Below are 23,584 nucleotides of genomic sequence, written 5' to 3'. Positions count from 1 at the left end.
TTTTTATGAAAAAAGATGCATTACCTGTAAAGGCAAATCCTCATAAAGACTGGGTTAAGAAATACTCTGAAGTCAGAAATCGTTCCGTTGAAATTTGCAGTCCTCTGGAAATTGAAGACTATGTAGTTCAGCCCGTAGTAGATGTGAGTCCTCCGAAATGGCATTTAGGACATACCACCTGGTTTTTTGAAACCTTTATTTTACAGTCCAATTTTCTAGGGTATGAAGTTTTTGATCCTCAGTATAATTTTGTGTTCAACAGTTATTACGAAACCATCGGTGCCCGTGTTATCCGCACCGACAGGGGAAACCTGAGCCGTCCCTCTGTTTCGGATGTCTTTAAATACCGGGAATATGTGGATCAAAAGATGGATGAATTTCTTCAGAGCGGATATCTTACACAACCATTGGAATCCCTGCTGGAATTAGGGTTAAACCACGAACAACAGCATCAGGAATTGTTACTTACAGATATCAAATACATTTTAGGACATAATCCTTTATTTCCTGCTTATAAAAAAGAAAAGAATTCAAAAAAAGAAACTGCCGGAAATTCAGAAATGATCAGTTTTTCAGAAGGAATTTATGAAATCGGTTTTAAAGGGGAAGGGTTCTGTTTTGATAATGAGCTGGGTAGGCACAAGGTATATCTGAATGATTTTAAAATTAGCAGTCAATTGGTGTCCAATAAAGAATATATAGAATTTATGGAAGCCGGAGGCTATGAAGATTTCAGACACTGGCACGCCGAGGGTTGGGACTGGGTAAAACAAAATAATGTTAAATCCCCTTTATACTGGCATTTCATTGATGGGAAGTGGATGAACTATACTTTAAACGGCTTACAGGAAATCGATTTAGAGGAAGCGGTCTGTCATATCAGTTTTTTCGAAGCATCTGCCTTTGCTTCATGGAAAGGAAAACGCCTGCCAACAGAAGCTGAATGGGAAGCTGCATCAGCCTGTTTCAACTGGGGAAGCCGTTGGGAATGGACGAATTCTGCTTATCTTCCGTATCCGGGATATACAAAAGAAGCTGGAGCAGTAGGAGAGTATAACGGAAAATTCATGGTGAATCAGATGGTGCTTCGTGGTGCTTCGGTGGCCACTCCGCCGGGACACAGCAGAAATACCTACCGGAACTTTTTTCCGACTCATTTACAGTGGCAGTTCACCGGAATCAGACTTGCACAATAATTTTGCCTATGATTACAGTTCAATCGGTTTCAAAAAGTTTTAACGGAAAAAAAGCAGTTGATGGTATTTCCTTTCAGGCCAATGATAAGGAAATTCTGGTGCTTCTGGGAACAAGCGGCTGCGGAAAAACCACCATGCTGAAAATGATAAACCGCCTCATCGAAGTAGATTCCGGAACTATTTTGATTGATGGCAAGAATATTCTTTCCCAAAAAGTGGAAGAGCTTCGCATGGGAATTGGATTTGTCATGCAGCATTCCGGGTTGTTCCCCCATTATACCATACAACAGAATATAGCAGTTATTCCCGATTTGCTGAAATGGAATAAAAAAAAGACAACCCAAAGAACCCTTGAATTATTACACAAACTCCATCTCTCTGAAAACGTGCTTACACGGTTTCCCAACGAATTAAGCGGCGGACAGCAGCAAAGAGTGGGAATTGCCAGGGCTTTGATTGCCGATGCCCCTGTCTTGCTGATGGACGAGCCGTTCGGAGCGCTGGACAATATTACCAAAAGTGATATTCATTCAGAATTCAAATCACTCGAAGAACTTAAAAATAAAACCATTATTCTGGTGACTCACGATGTTCAGGAAGCCTTCGATTTAGGTCATAAAATCTGCCTGATGGATCAGGGGAAAATTATTCAGTCAGGAACTCCGGGAGAAATGTTGTATCAGCCCAAAAATGATTTTGTTAAGAATTTTTTTGCTAAAAACCGGCTTTTACTGGAATACAAAGTAGGCAGACTGAAAGATCTGAACTCTCTGATTGAAGGCAGCCGCTTTTATGAAGAACTTCAGTTTTCAGACCATACGAGTGTTTGGGATGCTTTGCAACAGTTGAGTGCAGATACTTTGTTTTCCGCAGAGTACGAAAATCTGGTTAAAGCCTTTAGTGAATACCGAAAATTCCAGACTGTATGAGCGAACAAAGTTTTTGGCAGTTTATCACAGAGCAGCATGAAAAACTGCTTACTCAGGTTGTACAGCATCTGGGACTCACTTTTTTATCTCTGTTTCTGGCCATGATAATCGGGCTGCCTTTAGGAATTCTCATTGCCCGGAAAAGAAAATTATCAGGTTCTGTTTTAGGAGTAGCTGGAATTTTACAGACCATTCCCAGTATTGCGCTGCTTGGTTTTATGATTCCTGTTTTCGGGATTGGAGCAGTTCCGGCCATTGTTGCATTGCTGATCTACGCTCTTTTACCGATCATCAGGAATACGTACACCGGAATAACGGAAGTAGATCCGGCGGTAACAGAAGCTGCAAAAGCAATGGGAATGAATAGAAAACATCTGCTTTTCAAAGTTCAGCTTCCTTTGGCTATGCCGGTTATTATTGCAGGAATCAGGACGGCAGCGGTGATCAATGTTGGGGTGGCAACTTTAGCTTCATTTGTGGCGGCAGGCGGTTTGGGTGAATTTATTTTTGGCGGAATTTCCCTCAATAACACCAATATGATTCTGGCCGGCGCAATTCCCGCCGCTTTACTGGCTGTTCTTTTAGATCAGACCATTGCCGTTTTACAGAAATTAAGCTATCAGTCTGTAAAGAAATTAAAATATATCATTCCGGCTGTTTTGGCATTTATCGGGATTATTTATCTTTTAACTTTTGTTTCAAACCATAAGATTAAGGCAGGTTTTACCCCTGAGTTTATGGGCCGGCAGGACGGAAATCTGGGACTACGTTCGGTATATGGGCTTGATGCACATCCACTGGTTGTAAGCGATGCCATTATGTACAAAGCAGCCTACGAAAAAGAGCTGGACCTCATCAGCGGATATTCAACAGATGGAAGGATCAAAGCTTTTGATTTGTATGTTCTGGAAGATGACAAAAAGATTTTTCCTCCTTATTTTGCGGCCCCGGTGATCAAAACAAAAACATTGGAAAAACTTCCCGGACTGGAAAAAACACTGAACCTTTTGGCAGGTAAATTCAATGATTCTATCATGACTGAACTGAATTACAAAGCCGATTATCTTAAACAGACTCCCGAAAAAATTGCTAAAGATTTTTTAATGAAAACAAATTTATATAAAGATCCACGCAAAGGAAATTCCCAAACCATAAAAATCGGATCCAAAATTTTTGGTGAGCAATATATTTTAGCTGAAATGTACAAAATGCTCATTGAAGGTTACACAGATTATAAAGTAGAAACAAAAACAGGGCTTGGCGGAACGAAAATCTGCTTTGATGCTCTGATGAATGACGCCATTGATGTATATCCTGAATACACAGGAACCGGACTGCTGGTTTTGCTGAAACCTTCGGCAAAAATGATAGAAGAAGTGTCTGGGAGCCCGGAAAAAACATTGGATTATGTCAACCGGGAATTCCGGAAACAGTACGGAATTGAATGGCTGCAGCCACTTGGTTTTAATAATGCATATGCTTTGATGATGCGGAGGAAACAGGCAGATGAACTTAAAATCAAAACTATTTCAGACCTGAAAAAATATATGGATCCTCAGTGATGACAGACAGTTTCAACAAAAAGAATCAAATAAGACTCAACTTTACTTTCTGTCCGGTAGATCATTCGTAGATGGTCTTTATGTAATTGCTATTAAATATTAATCAGAGTAGATGGATTTTCTACTCTGATTTTTTTGTTTTTAATTAAGAGGCTTTCTGCCGGTAAAAATATTGATCAGAACGACAATAATGGCAACCACCAAAAGGGTGTGGATTAAACTTCCTGTGTCCATACCGGGAATGATTCCAAGCATTCCAAGTAGCCAGACTGCGATGCAGATGACTGCAACAAGCCATAATAAATTTCTCATACTATTATTTTTTTGTGGTTAGTGTTGTGATGTAGTGTATAGTTAGCGGCCTCGTTTTATTGATGCCTTACACCTTTATGGTGATATTGGGTGCTTTTGTGATCGGTTTTATAGTTGGAATAAACAGTATCAGTAACCGTACTGTAATTTTTATTGAAAGACTGATCATCCTCTAAATGTGGCATGGAATAATGAAACTCCTTGCCGTTCTTATAAAGCTTATTATCATAAGTACGGTAAATCTGGTTTTCTTTATAAGTATTTCCGTCAGGAGCAAGATATACTTTGCTTTTCTTGCTTTTTTTTCGCAGGCCCAGATAAAGCAAAGAACTTCCTGCTGCAAGAGCCAATGTAATTTTTACTATATTGTTCATACGATTGTGATTTGGATTTAAATAGGTACAAATTTTTTGCCATAGGAGAGAAATGTGGTACTTTTTAAGTATTTACATAGCTCTTATCAAATTTGGAGAGAAGAAAAAAGTCTGGCAGAACCAGACTTTTTAGTTTCAGAGCGTTTGTTCCTTATGTTTTCCTTCCCTGATCTCTTCTACCATTTTGGCATTAAAGGCAGGAAGATCTTTTGGTGTTCTGCTCGTAACAAGTCCCTCATCTACTACCACCTCGCTGTCTTCCCAGCGTGCGCCTGCGTTTTTTAAATCCTGGCTGATGGAGTTGACGGAAGTCAGATTCCGGCCTTCTACCACACCCGCGTTGATCAGTACCTGCGGTCCGTGGCAAATGGCTGCTACAGGTTTATGCTGAGCAAAAAAATCTTTTACAAAGGTGAGTGCTTTTTCATTGGTTCTCAGCTGATCGGGATTAATAACGCCTCCCGGTAATACCAGCGCATCATAATCTGAAGCAGCTGCATTGTCCAGCGTTTGATCTACAGGATATTCCTTTCCCCAGTCTTTTTCTGCCCAGGCTTTAATACTTCCCGCTTCGGGACTTACGATATGGGCGGTCCATCCCTGTTGTTCCAGATATTCTTTAGGTGAACTTAATTCACTCTCTTCAAAGCCATGTGTGGCCAGTATTGCGATTTTCTTTGACATATTACTGTTTTTTGTGTTAAGTATCGGAAGGTCTATGACCTCCGATTACAACGTCCGATTGTTGTGTGATGATTAAATAAAAACTTCCCCCATGAGAAAGAGGATATCTACTTCTTTAAATCTTCAAGAACTTCAAATTTATCATGAGAAGCCTTAAGCTGATGAAGCTGATCCAGTACCACTCTGGAACTTTCCGGGCAAAGATCACCGCTGTCTAATGCATCCTGATACGCATCTATAGCGGCATTTTCACCATATACAACATTTCCTAACGTAGAGCCGGCTGTATCTGTGGCAAAAGAATTTTTAACATCAATCCATGCTCTGTGGATAGCTCCTGCAGTAGATCCCGATTGATCCGGTGTGCCTCCTCTTTCTGTAATCAGATTGCTCAATTCGTCTTTCATCTTGTGAGACTGGGCTACCATGGTATCATAATCTGCTCTCAGCTGTGGATACTCATCCCATACTTTGTCTTCCACTTTTGAAAATCCCTGAATTCTGTCGTTGGTAATGTTCAGTAAATCATTCAATACTGAAACTGTTTTCTCGTTGTTCATATTTTTATATTTTAAATTGGTACTATGAACTTTGCAAGTGCTGTGCCTCAAACGGGATATCTGCAAAGATGTGGTATTTAAAAAAAACTTAAAATTTTGAAAACAAATCTTAATTAAAAATACCTGAAGAACTGCAAAGAACTCCATAATCAAAAGCACCACAGAGGTTTATTAGTTTTGTGCTGCGAATAAATGCTTCCCTGAAAAAGCATTTACCGGCAGCTATTTGATCTGCAAAAGAATTGATAACAGTTTCAGCTTTGGCTTCTTTTAATGGAGTAGGAGGACCGTTGCAATAAAATATAAATTGGGCACGCAGATAGATGATGCCATAATTTTTTCTATATTTAGAAGAAGTAAGTGTATGATTTACTCATGTTTAGAAAAAATGGCTTGTGTTTGTATTTTACATTCCAAAACAGGCCTATAATATAAAAAAGACAATGCCAATAAACCCGATACCTCCGGATGGAGGTCTGTTATATAAAGAAACAGATATGACTCAGTTGTTCCCTGAGCCTTTCAATGCATCAACAGCCTTATTGTTTTTGGCCATAGCCATTTTCTGGACCATTAAACTGAAGGGTAACTTCAAAGAATATCCTTTTTTAACCTACTGCCTGGTTTTATTATATATTGGTGCCATTGGGGGAACGGTTTACCATTCTTTCAGACAATGGCCCGTCTTTATTATGATGGACTGGCTTCCGATTATGCTATTATGCCTGTCTGCAGGGTTTTATTTTGTAGCGCAGAGCACCCGATGGTACTATGCTGCTGTAATGGTTCTGGGATATGTCGCTCTGATGTTTGCTTTAAGAAACTGGATTCTGATCGATAATCCTTCCCTTTTTATCAACGTCAATTATGCCATCATGGCCTTATTGGTAGTTTTCTCGGTACTCAGGTATCTGATGTACACCCAATGGAAGGCCGGCAAATGGGTAGGCTTTGCGGTGCTGTCGTTTGTTTTTGCACTGACTTTCCGTATCGCTGATAAATGGGAATGGTTCAGCTTCGGAACCCACTTTTTGTGGCATACTTTCGGGGCAGTGGCGACGTTTTGTATGTTTAATTATATTAGTCTTACGGGGGAGAAGAATCAATAGGGCTATTATCAATACAAGAACGGCCACAGGATTATGCTTTGGAAATCATACTTCTGGCGGCCTCCAAAGAAAATGTTGGTAAATCGCAGAATTATAGCCGGATTGCAGGCTGTCTTATTGCATTTGCATGCAGAGAAGCATTTAAAAAAGGATTTGAAGGGTATGTATGCCTAAAGCCAAAAACAAAGCTTGAAAAACATTATATGCGGCAATATGGATTACAGTCAACCAAAATATATTTGATCACTGAAGGTGAAAATTCATTACAATTAATTCAGGAATATTATGAAGACAAACAGGAAGGAAATTAAGGAAACAGATTTTTCAAAATTGACAGGTGAAGAACTTGCGGATGCTTTTGTCTTTCCTACTGATCAAATTTTGAATGCGAAAGAGAAAAAAGAGGAGGAGGACTTCTGGGCAGCTCGCCGGAAACAATTTGAAAATCGTACTCATCGTCAAAAAATGTATTCAAAATTGTTGCAGCTAAAGTTTCAATTGGAAGACTATATAGATAGCAGTCAATATCTGGAAGCTTTTAGTTTTGGATTTTTTTTAAATGAGTACGTAAGCAGACAAGAGAAAAAAGATAAGGATTTTGCTGTTGAGGTTGATGTGAAGCCAGCTGTACTTAGCCAATATATTAATAATCATCGGAAGCCGACAGATGAGTTCATCATCAGGCTTGAATTACATTCCAACGGGCTGATTCCCGCAATACATTGGTTTAAGGTTATCCAAAAAAATAAAGAACATGAAATCATGACCAATCAGAAATTAAGAGAGGAAGAAAGTAAGCATGTTAAAAATAGACTTGGATTTGCTTATTAGCTTGATGAAATAGCTTAGAAACTTCACATCAGTCAAGACTTGCTTAAAAATCCCAACGAAAAGCTGGGATTTTTTTTGTTTTGATGTGTGCTATGGAAATGATCCTGATTTTAAGCTGGTGGAATAAGGTTTTTTTTGAACTTGCTCCGAAGTCGGGAGACTTCGGAGAGCGAGGAGCTGACTTCAAGCTATTAAATTAACATCTTTTTAATTCCTTAAGATGGTACTGAAACAAAACATCAGGCTTTAGAAAAGTAACAAAGTCATAAATGTAGAAAAGTCAATAGCTAAATAGCTGAATTTGTAATTTAGTTAGATAAGAATATACTAAAAACTTTCTTTTGGTTTTACTTACGGAAAACCGTAAAGTAAATACATTTTATATAATGATATTTGTGTAATAGTTTTTAAATTTCAAGTATAAGTCTTAATTAATAAAGATTTTAATTTGTTAATCGTTAATTCTTGAGTATTGTTTATAATCAATTAAATCAGTAATTAAATGGCTAAAAAAAAAATAAAATTAAATGTAGTTCTTTTAAAAAATAATTTAAATATTGCAGCTCCTGAAACATTTATTGAAAATTATTTGCAAGACAACGAAATCAATTTCAATAAAGGAAATATCAATGCTATTCTCTATAAAAAGTTAGGTAGCTATAGTGAACCTAAATGGGTTGAGAATTTAAAAAATAAAATTGTTGGGGATTTTACTAATGACTTTCCATCTAATCAAAGTTCAGGGGTAACTTTATTTATTGAAGTACAAGATAGAATTTTTGCAATTAATTTTGGAACGCTGGGGCGTTTCAATATAAATAAAAATACAATAGAGAAAACATTTGGAATATATACTGCTAATAAATTGTTAAACAATGATTTAACAGCAACAATAAAAAGTGCTCATAGTCGAGTAAATGAAACAAATCCTGTTAATAAGCAACGCCAATACGGGGCCGATATATCAAATAATCAACTTTTCCTTTCAATGGAGGATAACGAAGCTCTTAAAGAACTAGCTGTAATTAGTTATTCATCAGAAGATTTTTCAAGAATGATAGGGAAATATAGCTCGTTAAATGTCCAATTTCTTTTTAATAATATTGAAATACCTTGTTTTCAATATCTTCAACCAAAATTAAGTAGGCTTTTAGATCTTTATAAGTCTGTGTCTCCTGATGATGTTAAAAAGCTATTTAAGGGAATTTATCCTCTTAGTAGTATGGAAGCAGAGCCTTTGAATACACAATTACCTAATAAATTAATTCTGTCAACCGACACATTTTTTTTGTTTGAACCTGAAATAGATTATGATCTTAGTCTTGTTGCAGCGATTAAAATTGAAGATGAATTATATGATGAATTGTCCCTATCTGACTATCTAGGCAAAAATCCTCAACCAAGTTTTGAAAACCTCACTGAAGACAAAATCTTTTTTCTAAATGAGGATGGTGATATAATTAAGGAGTGGTCAATTTTGGAGTGCTTGTATGGCGAAATTGAAGAAAACAATACAAATTACATCTTATCTGGTGGTGAGTGGTTCGAAGTTTCAAAGGATAAATATGAGCGTATTAGTGTTGCAATTGATGAGATAACTAATACTTCTTTTGGTATTCCTGATCATATTAAAGACGATATAAAAAAAGATATTGCACAAGGCATTATTCAAAATAAAAATTCAAATCAAAAAATTAATAAAGAAAATATCTTTAATATACATTTATCAAATTATATTCATGGTTATTTATTTGATGAAGCAGCTAAGCAAATTAATCTTTATGAAGATAGATTTGAAGTCTGCGATGTGCTTCATCAAAATACATTTTTTCATGTAAAATATAATTATGGTGCTTCGGCATTGAGTCACTTATTTAATCAAGGTTATGTGTCCGCCAAATCATACGCGGAATTTACTAGTAAATATGCAGAAGCAGTCAATGTACACATACCAGATATTACAAATCACCTTTCTGATCATCCTGATAATGTTACAGTTCATTATCTTATTCTTAACGATAAGTCACAAGATAGATTAACTTTTTTTTCGAAAATGGCTTTAGAGGACAAAATTAGAACTTTACAAGCAATGCGATTTAATGTAAAAATGACTTGGATCCGAGATATGTATTAAATCAAAGTCTCCAGACTTTAAGCCAGTGAATAATATTATTAACTTTAAAATTATTCCAAAATCCACCAAAAGTAAAAGTATGTTACAATTTAAATGGTTCTATATTAAATTTGCTGACTTCAACCTCTTCATCATGAATATTTGAAAAATTTATAATAGGTTCTTCTTTAATTTTGCTAAATAATACATTAAAATTATTATCATCTTGATCTTTTTTAAGATTGAGAATTTCAGTACCACCAATTGGCAATGGTAAAATATCTTTTATGTTTTCGTCTCCAAATGAAACAAAAATATATTTATTAGGATTCGCTTTTTTATCTTCAAAAATAATCTGAAACTCTACATCAACACCCCCAACAAATTTTTCAGCTCTCTCCTTATATTTTTTATTTAAAACTACAATAACTTTATCACTATTCATGATTCCATCAATCATCATTTTATTAAAATTTATTGAGACTGATTCTTGACTTTTTTTCCTATCAAGAGTTGCATCAAACCCATTCTTTCTTAAGAAGTCAACAAATGAAATTATTTTTGTATTAAATACCTCATCCGACCAAGCATAAGTAACAAAAATTTTTTTAATATTTCTAATTTTATTTTCCATAAGTATTTTATTTGAAGTGCTTTCGTTGTTTTTACTATTAGCAATCAGTGCGTTTAATTTCTTTATTGAATTACCTTTTGTCAATGATAGCTCTTTAAAACATGTATCAAAATCCAAATCCAAATCATCTACATTTACTTTAGAATAACAATATAGTGCATCTAAACTTTTAAGATTTCCAATTGATTTACTTGGAAAGTTTTTGATTTTCAAGTTGTTTACCCATAGCTTTCGTAGATTATATAAACTTTCAATCCGAGAATCAATAATTTCAATTTGGTTATTGCTTATATCAAGCTCTCTTAAATTATGTAAAGCAAAAATATTATTTGGTATTTGTTTAAACTTATTATTGGATAGATGTAGACTGCGTAATTTTTTTAAATTAATTAATTGTAAGGGAGTATTTTTTAATTGATTATTATTTAGATTTAATATTTTTAAATTTTTAAGTGAACAAATTTTTGCATAAAATAATGAAATACGATTCCCTGATAAATCTAAAGTTTCTAACCTATTTAATTTTTCAATCTCGGCAGGAATTTCTTTTATTTTATTATTTCTTAATATTAATTTTCTTAAGTTTTTTAATTCAAAAACTTCTTTTGGAATTTCTCTTAAACCATAGTTTGACAAGTCAAGTTTAGATTGATTTATGTTTTTAATTTTTATATTCATTTAAATTTCTAAATTTGTATTTCCTTTGGAGGGAAGGTATAATGAAATAAGGATAAATATATTTGAAAGATCAGAGATAGGTATACTTATTTGCTTCGGCATCCTCACTAATATAAACTAAGTTTGCCCGAGCCGCTGAGTAAGCACTCGGGATTTTTAATTAAAATTTCTAAAACTAAAAGGAAATCAGTTTTGTCAGAATTTTCTCTTATTTTGATTTTTAAATTCTTTTTGTAATCGGTCGATTTCACTTTCAATCTTCTTTAATTCTTTTTCATTGAGTTTTGTGAATAAATGTAACAGATCAATTTCAAGAAAATTACAAAATAAAACAAGACTTTCAATAGTTGGATTAGTTTCAGCTCTTTCGATCCTACCAACATGGTTACTAGATATATTGAGCTCATTTCCAAGTTGAAACTGTGAAAGTCCCTTTTTAAGCCTATATAATTGAATAAGCTTTCCAATTTGAAATTTTAATTCTTCTATTTGCCATTTATACATTTAGTAAAGTTTGAGTTTTCTAAAATTTTTCATCAACACATATATGTGTTTTATTGTTTTTTTTCTTACATTTATAAAAAAATACAAACAATGAAAAAAAGCAGAACAAACTTCGATCCCCGGTTTCGGGCAGAAAAGAAGAACTCCGGCTTGCAGCTGATAGAAACTTTCTTTCAGTTCAATGAGCTGGATGTTTCCAAAGAAAGGCTCAGCAATATTATGAATTATGCGGTAAAGAGAAACAGCTGGATCCATGAAGATCCGGCGGTGATCTTCCAGTTTCATCAATCGATGCGGTCGTTGATCCGGGCGGGCTATCTCATGATGCTGAAGGACAGAAAATGGACGGTCGATACCCGGCCGGAAAAGATTTCCCCTTGGGTTCTTGGTCTGCTTTCGGAGAAAGAATACCGGAACCCTCTGCTGGTTTTCAAAAAAGCCTTCAGTGCCTACACCCTCAAAGAATTTGATTATTTTATGTCCGGAATCGTCTATTTTTCACTGGGGGTCTATGAAAATCTGCCGGAAAGAAATATCGTGATGCCCTATATTCATACGGTGAAAATGCTGGATGCGGCACATCTTATTCTTCAGAGAAAAAGGGAAAAGAAGATAACTGAAACAAGTTTAGAATAAGAAGTTTGTTGGTAAATAAAAGGTTGGGAGCTGTTGATACAGTTGATTAATTTGCTGATGGCCTGTTTTTCTGACGCAAAGCTTATATTTTTGAAACTGTTGATTGTAAGAGAGCAAAGGAAAGAATCAACAGAGTTGATTTGCTGAAGCGTATGGATAAGCATGCCGCTTCATCAGCGACAAAGTCGCATCGCTTTGCCCACTAGAATAAAACGGAATTAGTAATGAACTTTGCGTTCATCTTTCTACTCAAGAATAATTTAAATACGAACTGGTGACGTGTTTTTTTAAATGCAAAGGTTTTGTTTTTGAAACTGTTGATTGTAAGAGTGCAAAGGAAAGAATCAACGAAGTTGATTCGCTGAAGCATATGGATAAGCATGCCGCTTCATCAGCGACAAAGTCGCATCGCTTTGCCCACTTAAAATAAAACAGAATTATTAATGAACTTTGCGTTCATCTTTTTTCAAAAAATAACTTCAAATATTGTGTTCTGCTGTGCAAAGCCCAACTTTAAGTTTGTTCCAAAGTCAGGAGACATCGGAGAGCAGAGAAAATAAAATGATTGATACCAATTAAAAATAAAAAATGCCCCTTTTTCAGGGGCATTATATTATTGAGCTTTTACCTGCTCCAACTTGATGAATATTTTAGTAAGGTTGGGCTGGGCATTGCCTGAAGTAGGAGCACCAGCCATGATAGTTGCAGTATAAGCGGTTTTAGAAGAAGAATTACTGTCTATCCAGGTATATCTTCTATGCTCAGGTCCGCCGCTGGAACCATCTATAATTCCTATGTTCCCCCAGTACGCACTTCCCATTGCTCCTGTACCCTGAGGAAACCAGGTAGCTGTTGCATCTCCCATACCGCCCCATACTCCTGAAGTAATATTGTTGGTAGTTTGAGCTGCTCCAATATAACCGCCATATTCGGTATTGTAATTCCAGTACAGGTTTACGGTAGCACCTGTATTGTTAAACAACTGTACATTAGGATTGGCAAGGGTTGTCCCACTTGTGGTATCAAATATTACTCTGATCGAATATTTGCCATCCGGGGTAGCAAGAGGGAAGGTGTACGCTTGTTTCCCATTGGGATCGGTGGTCAGGGTGGGATATCCCATCACAGCTACAGAGGCAATGTCTGCGCGGCTGCTATTTCCTACTGTTGCGGTACAGTTTTGTGCTGCTGTTAGGAAAGAAACCGTACTGCTGGTCATTGGGATAGTCATGTCATTAGCAGTGGTGGGAGTTCCGCTTACTGAGAATACCAGTTCTCCATCACCAAACTCTAAAGTTCCGGGTCTTAGCTGGAAAGTCAATCCGTTGATGGTAAAAGGAGTTCCTGAATTATATGCTCCGCCGTTTCCTCCATTATAGGTAACTCTCAGGTTTCCGGTGTAAGGAGTACCGGAAGTATAAGTAGAAGGACTTAAGTAAGCTGTAGTACATTGTAAAGCAGAAATTGCCGGAGCTATGGCATTGGTTGCCTGTGTCAGTCTTTGCCATACTGTACCGTCAAAATAATAATAGCCCATAGCAGTAACATTGACACGTTGCCCTGTGGCATCTCCGCCGGTGACGTCCGTAATATAAATTAATGCGCCGGTCTGATTGATGCCATACGTAGCGGTATTGGCTGTAAGCTCAGCTCTAGTGAGCCTTGGGGCCTGTAATCCGAATGTTTGTGTGTTATTCGTAATCAGCCCTGAAGCATCCCTTGTGGCAGATACATCCAATGTTGTTTTAGGTGAGGCTGTGTTGATCCCTACTTGGGCAAAGGAAGCTCCTGAAATAAGAATAGTAGTGAGGAGTGTAAATTTTGTTTTCATATGAGGGTGTTATTTTGTGTGTACCAAATATAATTCTTTTTTTTGTGAAAAATGAAAAAAAAACCTTTGTGATTGATAAAAATTAACTAATTGGTAATATTCAGTTTCATTATGATATGTTTTTAAGATAAAAATTTCATTTTTTTTACCGTTTAATTTTTGTTGTGTTACGTGCAATAAAAGGCAAAAAGCTTTTTAAGCACTTTAGTTATGTAAGCTATTTACTTTGAAAATAAGAAGTGCCCAAAGTATTGTAGAGGATCGAAATTTTCATTTTTGAACTTCAAATTTTTCTGCCTTTGTGATTAATTTTGAAAAACTTTTCTGTAAAATTCACAGCCTGATTCTTTTAATGTTGAAAGAAAGATGATTTACTTATATTTGCCTGCAAAGCAAATTCAAATGTTCAAAAAAGTAAGCACTGTATTTATTCTTGGCTTTTATACGGTATTTTGTTCGGCCCAGCAGGTCCGGCCATCAAAATCATCTGAAATTTACCGCGAAATCAAAACCCTTAAAAACCTGCCTAAAGTTTTATATCTTGCGGCGCATCCCGATGATGAAAATACAGGATTGCTTTCCTGGTTAATCAACAGTCAAAATGTAGAAACGGGGTATTTATCTTTAACCAGAGGTGATGGCGGGCAGAATTTATTAGGCACGGAGCAGGGGGCTGCATTGGGATTGATCAGAACACATGAGCTTTTGGAAGCAAGAAAGTTAGACGGTGCCCAACAGTTTTTTACCCGCGCTATTGATTTCGGATTTTCTAAAAATACAACCGATACTTTTAAGCAATGGGATGCAGACAGCATTACAGCGGATGTGGTTTGGGTAATCCGCCAATTCCGGCCTGATGTTATCATTTGCCGTTTTCCTCCTACGGCAGCAGCTGGCCACGGACAGCATGCGGCTTCGGCGGTAGTTGCGGAAAAAGCTTTTAAGCTGGCAGGAGATAAAAATGCTTTCCCGGATCAGTTGAAATATGTGAATACATGGCAGCCAAAACGTGTATTGTGGAATACTTTCCGGTTTGGCGGAGTCAATACTACGGCTGAAAATCAACTGAAAGTTACCGTCGGGCAATATGATGCGCAACTGGGAATGGGCTATGGAGAGCTGGCAGGATTAAGCAGAAGTTTACATAAAAGTCAGGGTGCGGGAACCCAGTCTGTAGCCGGCATCAGAACAGAATATTTTGCCCATGTTGCCGGTGAGCCTGCAAAAGCAACTCTTTTTGACGGAGTTACTAAAACATGGACTTCACAGGGAAATGCTGATATTGATCAGTCATTAGATCAGATTATTTCCGCTTTCAATTTCAATAACCCTGATCAGAGCCTGCCTGCTTTGCTTGCATTAAGAAAAAAGGTCATGGCACTGCGGGATTCGGACCAGAAAAAGGATAAAATTAAATCTCTTGACAACATTATTTTAAGCTGCGCCGGATTTATGGGAGAGGTGGTTACCAATCAGGCTGAAGCAGTTGCCGGAGATCATTATAATTTCAGGTTAAATCTGATTTCAAGAACTGTAAATCCTGTCGTTTTAGAGAATGTTAAATGGTTAAGTCAATCAGAAAGTTTCAACAGGGAACTGTCAAAAGATTCTTTAATTACCATTCAGCATGATATTCAGATTCCTGCAGATGCAGCACTTACAGAACCTTACTGGCTGGCAAAACCACCCGTGAACGCAGCAACTTTCGCTGTTCCGGATGAAACTTTAGTTGGTCTGCCTGAAGCAGAATCACCATTGAATGTTTTGGTCGGTTTAAAAATCGGCCCGGAAAAGTTTCAGGTTAAACTTCCCTTATCTTTCAAGAAATTAGACCCTGTGCGAGGTGATGTGGTTGAAGCCTTGCGTATTGTTCCTGCTGTGGAACTGAAATTTACACAGCCGCTTTATCTGGTCAAAGAAAATGAAGATCTGCAGGTAAGTTTAAATTTTAAGGTTAATTCTAACAAACCGTTCAATAAAGGTATTCTAAACCTGATGTACAATGGAGAACGATTAGGAAGCGCTGAGGTAAGAGCTGTAAAAGAGAAAGATTTTACTTTCGATTACGTTATTCCAAAAGCTAAACTTGCCTCCATAAATTCAAACCGTTTGCAGCTGGACGCTGATTATGTTGCAGATGGGGCTACCTATAATAAAAAACAAATATTAATTCAGTATCCGCATTTGCCTTCCCTGCAATATTTTGCGCCTGCCACTGTGACAGTGATGAAAGGCGATATTCAGGCTAAAGTTAAAAAAGTAGGTTATATACAAGGTGCGGGTGATTTTATTCCCGAGTTTCTGCGCATTGCAGGTGTTCAGGTAGATATCCTGAAAGACGGAGATTTTTATGGAAACTTAGATGAATCCGGTGGAAACGGCAGTCAAAACAAGCTGTCGCAATATGATGCCATTGTGCTTGGTGTTCGTGCCAACAATACGGAGAAAAAACTGGGACGCTGGATGCCTTTTTTATGGTCTTATGCAAAAGCAGGCGGCAATCTGGTGATGCAGTATAACACCAACCAGGATACCACCGTTGATCAATTGGGAATGTACAATTTCAGTATTGCCAATAAACGGGTTACGGAAGAAAATGCTGCGGTAAAGTTTTTAAATCCCAATCATAAATTACTGAACTTTCCGAATAAAATCACTGCGGATGATTTTAAGGGCTGGGTACAGGAGCGCGGTGCTTATTTTCCTGCTCAATGGGATGCAGCGTATGAACCGCTTTTTGAAATGCACGATACAGATGAAGAGCCTCTTCAGGGTTCAACTTTATACGCGAAATACGGTAAAGGTAATTTTATTTATACGCCACTGGCATTTTTCAGACAGCTGCCCGCTGGAAATGCCGGAGCGGCACGTTTATTTTTAAACTTTTTATCTGCACAGAAAAACTAATGAACAAAAAACTTAAAAATTGGAATACCTGGTATCTGTTATTAACAGCTGCATTAATCTTGCAGATTGCATTTTATTATTGGTTTACTAAATTCTGGGCATGAGTACTATAGATTGGACCGTTCTCGTTATTACACTTGTTGCAGTGGTGGTTTACGGCGTATTCATCGGCCGTGGCCAGAAAAGCAACGAATCCTACCTGAAAGCAGATAACAAAATGCCCTGGTATATTGTGCTTATCGGTATTATGGCTACCCAGGCGAGTGCCATTACATTTCTTTCAGCTCCGGGACAGGCGTATACAGACGGTATGCGCTTTGTGCAGTATTATTTTGGACTGCCTCTGGCGATGATTGTGATCTGTATTACTTTCATCCCGATATTTCAGCGCTTAAATGTTTACACTGCTTATGAATATTTAGAAAATCGTTTTGATAAAAAAACAAGGGTACTCACTTCACTGCTTTTTCTTTTTTCCAGAGGCTTGTCAACGGGGATCAGTATTTATGCTCCGAGTATCATCTTGTCAAGTGTTTTAAACTGGAATATTTATTTGACTAATGTTTTAACAGGTGGTATTTTGTTGATTTATACCTATGTTGGCGGGGCAAAAGCTATTGCTCATACCCAGAAATTACAGTTTCTTATTATTCTGGGGACCATGGCTTTTGCAGGGTATCTCCTTATTCAGAATATGCCGGATGGAATTGGTTTTAATGATGCGCTGTATCTGGCGGGGAAATCCGGAAAACTCAATGTCATCACCACAGAATTCGACTGGAAAGATAAATACAATATCTGGAGTGGCTTGATTGGCGGTTTTTTTCTGGCGCTTTCTTACTTTGGTACGGACCAGAGCCAGGTCGGTAGATATATCACTGCGAAAGATAATACCAATGCAAAAATGGGTTTGCTGTTGAACGGACTGGTTAAAATTCCGATGCAGTTTGCTATTCTCCTGATTGGTGCTTTGCTTTTCGCATTCTTTTCTTTGAAACCGGCTCCGATTTATTTTAACGAACGCTCCTATCAGTATTTAAAGGAAAGACAACCTGAGCAGGCGGCAGTTTTTGAAAAAGAGCATCAGGATTTACAACTAAAATTTAATGCAGAATCGAAAGAAATTTTAAAGCTGAAAGAACAAAATTCTCCTCAGCTTACCAAAACAATTCAGGATTTTAAAAACACACAATCCCAGATAAAAGCACTGCACGGAAGGGTAGAGGAAGCGATTAATAATTCAAACTATGATGCAGAGAAAACGGACACGAATTATATTTTCCTGTATTTCGTAAAAAATACCCTGCCTGCAGGAATGATCGGGCTGCTGTTTGCCGTTATTTTTCTGGCCAGCTGGGGTTCCATTTCGGCAGCACTGAATTCCCTTGCCGCCTGCTCATTAAAAGATGTTCATTTACTATACAGCAAAGAAATTCCTGATGATAAAACCGAATTGAAGTACAGCCGCCTACATACTTTAGCCTGGGGTATTTTTTCAATCGGTGTAGCTATGTTTGCTACGCAAATGGGTTCACTTATTGAGGCGGTTAATGTATTAGGCTCTCTTTTCTACGGACCGATATTGGGGATTTTCCTTGTTGCATTTTACTATAAAAAGATCAACGGTCCGAATGTATTTATTGCTGCCATTGTATCGGAAATTACGGTTATTGCCGTGTATCAGTTCGATGTCGTTTCTTTCCTCTGGCTTAATGTAATCGGGGCAGCAGCAGTCATTATATTTTCTGCAATCGGTTTGCTGTTTTATAAGCAGAAAACAGTAAATTCGTAAACGAACAATATTAAAAACAAACAAATAAAAATATTATGAAAACGATTCTTAAATCTGCAACTGTACTTGTTGCTACGATGACGATCTCAATGAATGCCTTTGCACAGGAGGCTAAAAAACCTGCCAGCCCTCCGGCTACGGCTACGGGAAAAATTAAAGATGCCAACATTACCATAAACTATAGCAGCCCTTCTGTGAAAGGACGTACAATCTGGGGCGGTCTGGAAGCTTATGATAAAGTTTGGCGAGCGGGCGCGAATGAAGCAACGACCTTCGAAACGGATAAAGATATTACCGTTCAGGGTAAAAAACTGCCTGCAGGAAAATACAGCTTTTTCTTAATCCCTAAACAAAGCGGAACCTGGACAGCCATTTTTAACAAAGAACCAAAACAATGGGGAGCTTATAAATATGAACAGGCTAAAGATGCTTTACGTGTTGATGTAAAAACAAAGGCTTTGCCAGCAACACAGGAAACTTTAGTTTATAAAATAAACAGTAATGGATTCACAATGGATTGGGACAAAATCTCAGTTCCTGTAGAGATCAAATAAATTGATACGTAAGAAATTAAAATCCCGGTTAGTCCGGGATTTTTTTGTTTGCAATTTTGATATTGTATAAGGCTGCTGTTGCAGTTCTAATCATTTCCTGTTTAAGTTTTAAAATGTAGAACAGTCTCAATTACATTATAATACAGCCTCTGACCATTCCTCAGCTATCTTTTCAACATAATCTACAAAATTGTCAACATCTTGTATTGTGTAAAAAGTGTATTCAGGCTGATCTTCAAGGGGATCAACATTCTCAAACCAATGATCATGTGCAAATAAAAGTACCTTCCCTGAATTCTTTTCATACATTGTCATATTGCCATTAGCTTCCAGGGCAAAGCAAATGAAGTCATTATATTGTACCGGTTGTTTGTGTTCTTCTTCACAAAGATTTTCATAATATTCTTCCCATTCGCCGATTCCCGTTATGCAGGCAGATTTTAAGAATAAATAGTCCTGATTATTAGTCAGGGCCGGTTCGGGCTGATGATAAGATTCTGAAATCCCGCCAATCTCTTTAAGTAATAATTCATGTTCTTTTGCTAACACAATATTATCCGTATCTTCTAACTCGATTTTGGTTAACCATCCACAGCTTTTATTGTACTTATTGGTCCATGAGAACAATCGGTAGGGATTATTATTTACACTAAATTCCAGCTTTCTGGCCTTTTGAATAAGTTGAGATAATTTAGGGAATGTTGATGTAAAATTATCGGAAAGATTCAGAACTGATTCTGTATCATACAATGTAACAAGATCATTTGGCCTGATAAACCAATTGATGTCTTTTTTAAATGTTTCAAAGTCTAAATTCATTTGATTTTGATTGAATAAACAATAAATATAGGGAAGAAAATAATAATTGAGTTACCTACATCGAAATTAAAATATATCAAATGGAAATGAAACGGTCAAAAGTAGATTTTACAGAAAGCTGTGCTTACGCTTCAAAGGGGATTCTGGAATTCGGTAATCATTTGTAAATCATTAAGATGTGGTACTTTGAAATATAAACCAGTACATTCAGGTTTATTGAAATATTAACCCGTTATTTTCAGAGATTGAATGAGTCCGTCAGACAATTGAAAATGATATTTCAAAACAATTGGGCTGCCCGGAAATGTTCCCGAAACTTCCGCCGATAAGATGCTTTCACTTTCGTTATAATCTAGTGATTTCATACTGGCTTTGTATTCTTTGTTGGCTTTGTCAATCCAGCTTTCAATTTCTGCTTTTCCGTTGTAGGTTTTGCCTTCATCAAATACCTCCGCATTTTCAGCAAAACAATTTGCGTAGGCTGCACTGTTAAATTCGTTTTGGGTTTTCACCAATTCTGAAATAATGTTTGGTAAATTCATTGCATAGTATTTTAAGATGATTAAATGGTTGGCACTGTACCACCATCGATTATAAATTCAGTTCCGGTTAAATAACTGGCTCTTGGTGAAACAAGAAAACCAACTAATTCAGCTACTTCTTTCGGTTCGGCAGGTCTTCCGAAAGGTATTCCGCCCAATGCATCCATAACGCTGTTTTGCGCTTCTTCTATAGTACTGTTTGCGTTTCTCGCAATTTCACCCAGCCAGGCTTCCGAAGCTGTTGTATTGATCCATCCTGGTGAAACAGCCAATACCCGAACACCTTTTGGGGTAACTTCGTTCGATAAACTTTTACTATAGTTTCTCAGTCCTGCTTTTGAAGCTGCATAAGGTAAGGTTGAATCATAAAGGGGTAATTTGCCCTGGATGGAAGCGATGTGAATAATTACACCATTTTTTCGCTCTATCATTTGTGGTAAAAAACCTCTGTCCAGTCGAACCGGAGCAAGCAAATTAGCTTGTAAGGTTGATTCCCAATCTTCATCGGTTAATGCTGCAAATCCACCAGCGGGTGTTGATGAAGAACCCAGGTTGTTCACAAGAATGTCCAGTCTCCCATAAGCCGACAGCACTTCGCTGATGACTTTTTGTGTTCCTTCTGCTTTACTCAAATCGGCAGGAATGAAATGCAGGTTGCTGTTTTCTTTTTCAGGCGCGTTTCTCGCAGTTATTATAACCGCTGCACCAGCTTGCAGCAGTCTTTCTGCTATTGCTTTGCCGGTTCCTTTTGTTCCGCCTGTTACTAAGGCAATTTTACCTTGAAGTTCGTTGTTGTAATTAAATAGATTTTCCATTGTTAAATTCTTTGCTGCAAATTTCCGAAGTATCACTTTTTCAGGCAATAACGGAAAACCGAATTGCATAGGGATAATTTTTTCCCCTATTGTGCAATTTGGCACATTGGATTAAATTTGTGTATGCATGAAAGAAAAATACCCTTGAATTTAAACTGCGGTCTTGACCTTATCGGTGAAGTCCTTTACGGTAAATGGAAAATCCGTCTGCTGTGGTTTATCAATGAAGGTCATCTGCGCCCAAGTGAATTACAGCGTAAAATTCCGGATGCTTCGAGACGCGTTTTAAATATCCAGTTAAAAGAACTTGAAGAGCACGAACTTGTTACAAAGAAAATTTATGCCCAGGTTCCGCCAAAAGTTGAATATTCCCTTACCGATTTTGGTAAGACTTTAATTCCTGTAATTTCTGCATTAGGATATTGGGCTGATGAAAATGAAAACCGGCTGAGAACAGTAATTTTAAAAAGAATGGCGGGGAATGGCCAATAGTTCATCAGATCTAGAAATCAATTATCAAAACTTTTATACTTCAGCATAAAGTATTTTATTACCAAATAAATAAGGTGCTTTATGTCTCTGTAAATATTATGCAGATTTTAGTTGATCTATAAAATATGACGGTGTAAAACCTGTTTCTTTTTTAAAGGCGTTAACAAATACTCGTGGAGTTGAGTATCCGCACTCTTCAGAAAGATAAGCTATTTTGTATTCTCTGTAGACAGGATTTTCGTAGAGTTTTCTGATGATATAATTGATACGGAGTTCATTAATATAGCTGGTGAAATTATGCTCTCTGTGTACCTTAATAATTTCTGAAAGATACTTAGTGTTGGTGTTCAGATTGTTAGCCATCCATGTGAGACTGAGGTCTTTCCTAAGGTATTTCTCTGAAGTTTCAAATTTTTCAAGTTTAAGGAGTAGGATCTTTATGGTTTCATCTGTTATATTGACAGATGATTTTGCATCTGTGTTTTCTGAGGCTTCCGGATCCTTAGTTTGAGTATCCTTCCGTTCATTGCTGATTTTTGCAATCAGTTCTTCATATTTTTTATGAATAATTTTATTATTTCTTTTCCAGAAAAACCATGTTATCAATAATAAAATTAATAAAAAACAGACAATGCCTGTGAGTATTCTTTTTAAATTAGAACTATATTCTTTATCCTTTTTAGTTTCAGCATTTGTTATCAGTTTGTCAAATTGCTGGCTTACCTCTTTTTTAGAAGCCAGGTTGATGCTATCGTTTAATGCTGCATATAATTTTGCATATTTAGCCTGCTCTTTTGAGTTTCCCAAACCCTCATAGGCATCAGCAAGAACCGAATAAGCATAAGATTTGTAAGTGTAATTTTTCTTTGTTTTTTCCCTTTGCAAAACTTCATTTGAAAACTCAATAGATTTGTTGTAATCCCGCTTATAAAGATAAAAATCAGCAAGACCGCACAATATTGGTAAATCCAGTTCTTCAAAAATGTCCGGATTTGTAGTTTTATAATTATAAGCATCCATAAAATACGGTTCTGCCAGATCCAGTCGCTGTGGTTTTATAGTCAGATAATATTTTCCAATATTGAGTTTGCTAAGTGCAATGGACATCTGTACTTTTTTGGTCTCTTTGTTACTTATTTGCTCAAGTTCTTTCAATTCTTTTTTCTGATAATAGAATGCTGAATCAATAGACTTACCATCGAAAAATATTGCCGTAGTATTATATACATATGAAACTTCCATATGTCCCTTATCTCCCTGCAGTTTTTTAGCATGTTTTAAGGCGTCCAGCAGATTCTGACGTGCTTCTCGTTCTATACCTAATGCATTATTTGCTATTGATTTACTCATATAAAGTCTGTTAAGTTGCAGATGGTCATTCTCTAATCCCAGGGCCTCTAATTCCCTGATGAGTTTAAGCATTCCTTTGTAATCGGAGCGGAAATTTAAATAGGAAAGGGTTTTCATTTTACCATCTATGACTCCATTTTTATAATTGATTTTCTGAGAAGCTTTAATTAATTCTTCTAATTTTTTGACATCCTGTTCATCGTCCGGATAAATCATTTCATTAGTCTTATATACACTGTCAATTTGTTGTTTTGTATGAAAATTATTTTGAGAATATGCGCCTTGAAAAGGAAATAGAATGAGAATGAGGTAATAGAAGTTCTTCATGATTATAGTTTAAATTTTAAAAAATAACTGATT

At 36.8% G+C, this 23,584-nt stretch carries 23 protein-coding genes; 12 read left to right on the top strand and 11 right to left on the bottom strand.

The features are described from left to right. Positions 1-5: 5 nt before the first annotated feature. From egtB to V0410_RS08030, 3 genes are read left to right on the top strand one after another with little or no spacing between them, the layout of a single operon-like run. Positions 6-1,196, top strand: coding sequence for an ergothioneine biosynthesis protein EgtB (gene egtB, locus V0410_RS08040; protein ID WP_330747056.1), 1,191 nt, complete (start codon positions 6-8; stop codon positions 1,194-1,196). A gap of 8 nt (positions 1,197-1,204) precedes the next feature. Beyond that, on the top strand, positions 1,205-2,125 hold the full coding sequence (locus V0410_RS08035; protein ID WP_330747055.1) for an ABC transporter ATP-binding protein: 921 nt from the start codon (positions 1,205-1,207) through the stop codon (positions 2,123-2,125). After that, positions 2,122-3,687: an ABC transporter permease/substrate-binding protein gene (locus V0410_RS08030; protein WP_330747054.1), complete on the top strand. Its 1,566-nt coding sequence runs from the start codon at positions 2,122-2,124 to the stop codon at positions 3,685-3,687. The genes V0410_RS08035 and V0410_RS08030 overlap by 4 nt, the downstream gene beginning before the upstream one ends. A gap of 141 nt (positions 3,688-3,828) precedes the next feature. Here V0410_RS08030 and V0410_RS08025 read toward each other — a convergent pair whose 3' ends face one another. The 4 genes from V0410_RS08025 to V0410_RS08010 form a co-directional block, all read right to left on the bottom strand. Next, positions 3,829-3,999 (bottom strand): lmo0937 family membrane protein, encoded by a 171-nt coding sequence (locus tag V0410_RS08025; RefSeq protein WP_047433678.1) that lies wholly within the window; start codon positions 3,997-3,999, stop codon positions 3,829-3,831. 56 nt (positions 4,000-4,055) lie between these two features. Continuing rightward, entirely contained in the window at positions 4,056-4,373 is a 318-nt protein-coding gene (locus tag V0410_RS08020) for a hypothetical protein (protein ID WP_330747053.1), read from the bottom strand. Between the two features lie 135 nt (positions 4,374-4,508). Further along, positions 4,509-5,057 carry a type 1 glutamine amidotransferase domain-containing protein gene (locus tag V0410_RS08015; protein ID WP_330747052.1) on the bottom strand — a complete coding sequence of 183 codons (549 nt, stop codon included), beginning with the start codon at positions 5,055-5,057 and terminating at the stop codon, positions 4,509-4,511. A 107-nt stretch (positions 5,058-5,164) separates the two neighbouring features. Next, on the bottom strand, positions 5,165-5,617 hold the full coding sequence (locus tag V0410_RS08010; protein ID WP_330747051.1) for a PA2169 family four-helix-bundle protein: 453 nt from the start codon (positions 5,615-5,617) through the stop codon (positions 5,165-5,167). A 443-nt stretch (positions 5,618-6,060) separates the two neighbouring features. On the opposite strand from V0410_RS08010, the gene V0410_RS08005 reads away from it, so the two are divergent. The 4 genes from V0410_RS08005 to V0410_RS07990 all read left to right on the top strand — a co-directional run bounded on the left by V0410_RS08005 (position 6,061) and on the right by V0410_RS07990 (position 9,691). Beyond that, complete coding sequence (locus tag V0410_RS08005) at positions 6,061-6,726, top strand: hypothetical protein (RefSeq protein WP_330747050.1); 666 nt, start codon at positions 6,061-6,063, stop codon at positions 6,724-6,726. A gap of 38 nt (positions 6,727-6,764) precedes the next feature. After that, on the top strand, positions 6,765-7,037 hold the full coding sequence (locus tag V0410_RS08000; RefSeq protein WP_330747049.1) for a hypothetical protein: 273 nt from the start codon (positions 6,765-6,767) through the stop codon (positions 7,035-7,037). Beyond that, positions 7,012-7,557: a hypothetical protein gene (locus V0410_RS07995; protein ID WP_330747048.1), complete on the top strand. Its 546-nt coding sequence runs from the start codon at positions 7,012-7,014 to the stop codon at positions 7,555-7,557. The genes V0410_RS08000 and V0410_RS07995 overlap by 26 nt, the downstream gene beginning before the upstream one ends. Before the next feature lie 502 nt (positions 7,558-8,059). Continuing rightward, positions 8,060-9,691, top strand: a complete 1,632-nt coding sequence (locus tag V0410_RS07990; protein ID WP_330747047.1) for a DUF6119 family protein — start codon at positions 8,060-8,062, stop codon at positions 9,689-9,691. An 82-nt stretch (positions 9,692-9,773) separates the two neighbouring features. Here V0410_RS07990 and V0410_RS07985 read toward each other — a convergent pair whose 3' ends face one another. Both V0410_RS07985 and V0410_RS07980 read right to left on the bottom strand, forming a co-directional pair. After that, positions 9,774-10,982 carry a leucine-rich repeat domain-containing protein gene (locus V0410_RS07985; RefSeq protein WP_330747046.1) on the bottom strand — a complete coding sequence of 403 codons (1,209 nt, stop codon included), beginning with the start codon at positions 10,980-10,982 and terminating at the stop codon, positions 9,774-9,776. Positions 10,983-11,177: 195 nt separating this feature from the next. Further along, positions 11,178-11,486, bottom strand: coding sequence for a helix-turn-helix domain-containing protein (locus tag V0410_RS07980; protein WP_330747045.1), 309 nt, complete (start codon positions 11,484-11,486; stop codon positions 11,178-11,180). A gap of 90 nt (positions 11,487-11,576) precedes the next feature. Between V0410_RS07980 and V0410_RS07975 the strand changes: the two genes are divergently transcribed. Continuing rightward, positions 11,577-12,122, top strand: coding sequence for a hypothetical protein (locus tag V0410_RS07975; protein WP_330747044.1), 546 nt, complete (start codon positions 11,577-11,579; stop codon positions 12,120-12,122). 613 nt (positions 12,123-12,735) lie between these two features. Here V0410_RS07975 and V0410_RS07970 read toward each other — a convergent pair. Beyond that, complete coding sequence (locus V0410_RS07970; RefSeq protein WP_330747043.1) at positions 12,736-13,953, bottom strand: hypothetical protein; 1,218 nt, start codon at positions 13,951-13,953, stop codon at positions 12,736-12,738. 402 nt (positions 13,954-14,355) lie between these two features. On the opposite strand from V0410_RS07970, the gene V0410_RS07965 reads away from it, so the two are divergent. The 3 genes from V0410_RS07965 to V0410_RS07955 all read left to right on the top strand — a co-directional run bounded on the left by V0410_RS07965 (position 14,356) and on the right by V0410_RS07955 (position 19,206). Beyond that, on the top strand, positions 14,356-16,860 hold the full coding sequence (locus tag V0410_RS07965; RefSeq protein WP_330747042.1) for a PIG-L family deacetylase: 2,505 nt from the start codon (positions 14,356-14,358) through the stop codon (positions 16,858-16,860). A gap of 100 nt (positions 16,861-16,960) precedes the next feature. Beyond that, entirely contained in the window at positions 16,961-18,652 is a 1,692-nt protein-coding gene (locus V0410_RS07960; RefSeq protein ID WP_330747041.1) for a sodium:solute symporter, read from the top strand. A gap of 35 nt (positions 18,653-18,687) precedes the next feature. Further along, positions 18,688-19,206, top strand: a complete 519-nt coding sequence (locus tag V0410_RS07955) for a DUF2911 domain-containing protein (RefSeq protein ID WP_110010501.1) — start codon at positions 18,688-18,690, stop codon at positions 19,204-19,206. Positions 19,207-19,341: 135 nt separating this feature from the next. On the opposite strand, the gene V0410_RS07950 is transcribed toward V0410_RS07955, so the two are convergent. The 3 genes from V0410_RS07950 to V0410_RS07940 all read right to left on the bottom strand — a co-directional run bounded on the left by V0410_RS07950 (position 19,342) and on the right by V0410_RS07940 (position 21,487). Further along, positions 19,342-20,025 carry a hypothetical protein gene (locus V0410_RS07950; RefSeq protein ID WP_330747040.1) on the bottom strand — a complete coding sequence of 228 codons (684 nt, stop codon included), beginning with the start codon at positions 20,023-20,025 and terminating at the stop codon, positions 19,342-19,344. A 224-nt stretch (positions 20,026-20,249) separates the two neighbouring features. Further along, entirely contained in the window at positions 20,250-20,567 is a 318-nt protein-coding gene (locus V0410_RS07945) for a nuclear transport factor 2 family protein (protein WP_330747039.1), read from the bottom strand. A gap of 20 nt (positions 20,568-20,587) precedes the next feature. Then, on the bottom strand, positions 20,588-21,487 hold the full coding sequence (locus tag V0410_RS07940; protein ID WP_330747038.1) for an SDR family oxidoreductase: 900 nt from the start codon (positions 21,485-21,487) through the stop codon (positions 20,588-20,590). A gap of 18 nt (positions 21,488-21,505) precedes the next feature. On the opposite strand from V0410_RS07940, the gene V0410_RS07935 reads away from it, so the two are divergent. After that, on the top strand, positions 21,506-21,874 hold the full coding sequence (locus V0410_RS07935) for a winged helix-turn-helix transcriptional regulator (protein ID WP_137904643.1): 369 nt from the start codon (positions 21,506-21,508) through the stop codon (positions 21,872-21,874). 96 nt (positions 21,875-21,970) lie between these two features. Here V0410_RS07935 and V0410_RS07930 read toward each other — a convergent pair whose 3' ends face one another. Continuing rightward, complete coding sequence (locus tag V0410_RS07930; protein WP_330747037.1) at positions 21,971-23,551, bottom strand: helix-turn-helix domain-containing protein; 1,581 nt, start codon at positions 23,549-23,551, stop codon at positions 21,971-21,973. Positions 23,552-23,584 lie beyond the last annotated feature (33 nt).

Origin of the sequence: Chryseobacterium sp. CP-77 (genome assembly GCF_036362765.1) — a bacterium.
Taxonomy (GTDB): Bacteria; Bacteroidota; Bacteroidia; order Flavobacteriales; family Weeksellaceae; genus Chryseobacterium; species Chryseobacterium cupriresistens.
Note: the sequence above shows the minus strand (reverse complement) of the source record. Positions and strands in the feature narration are given on the sequence as shown.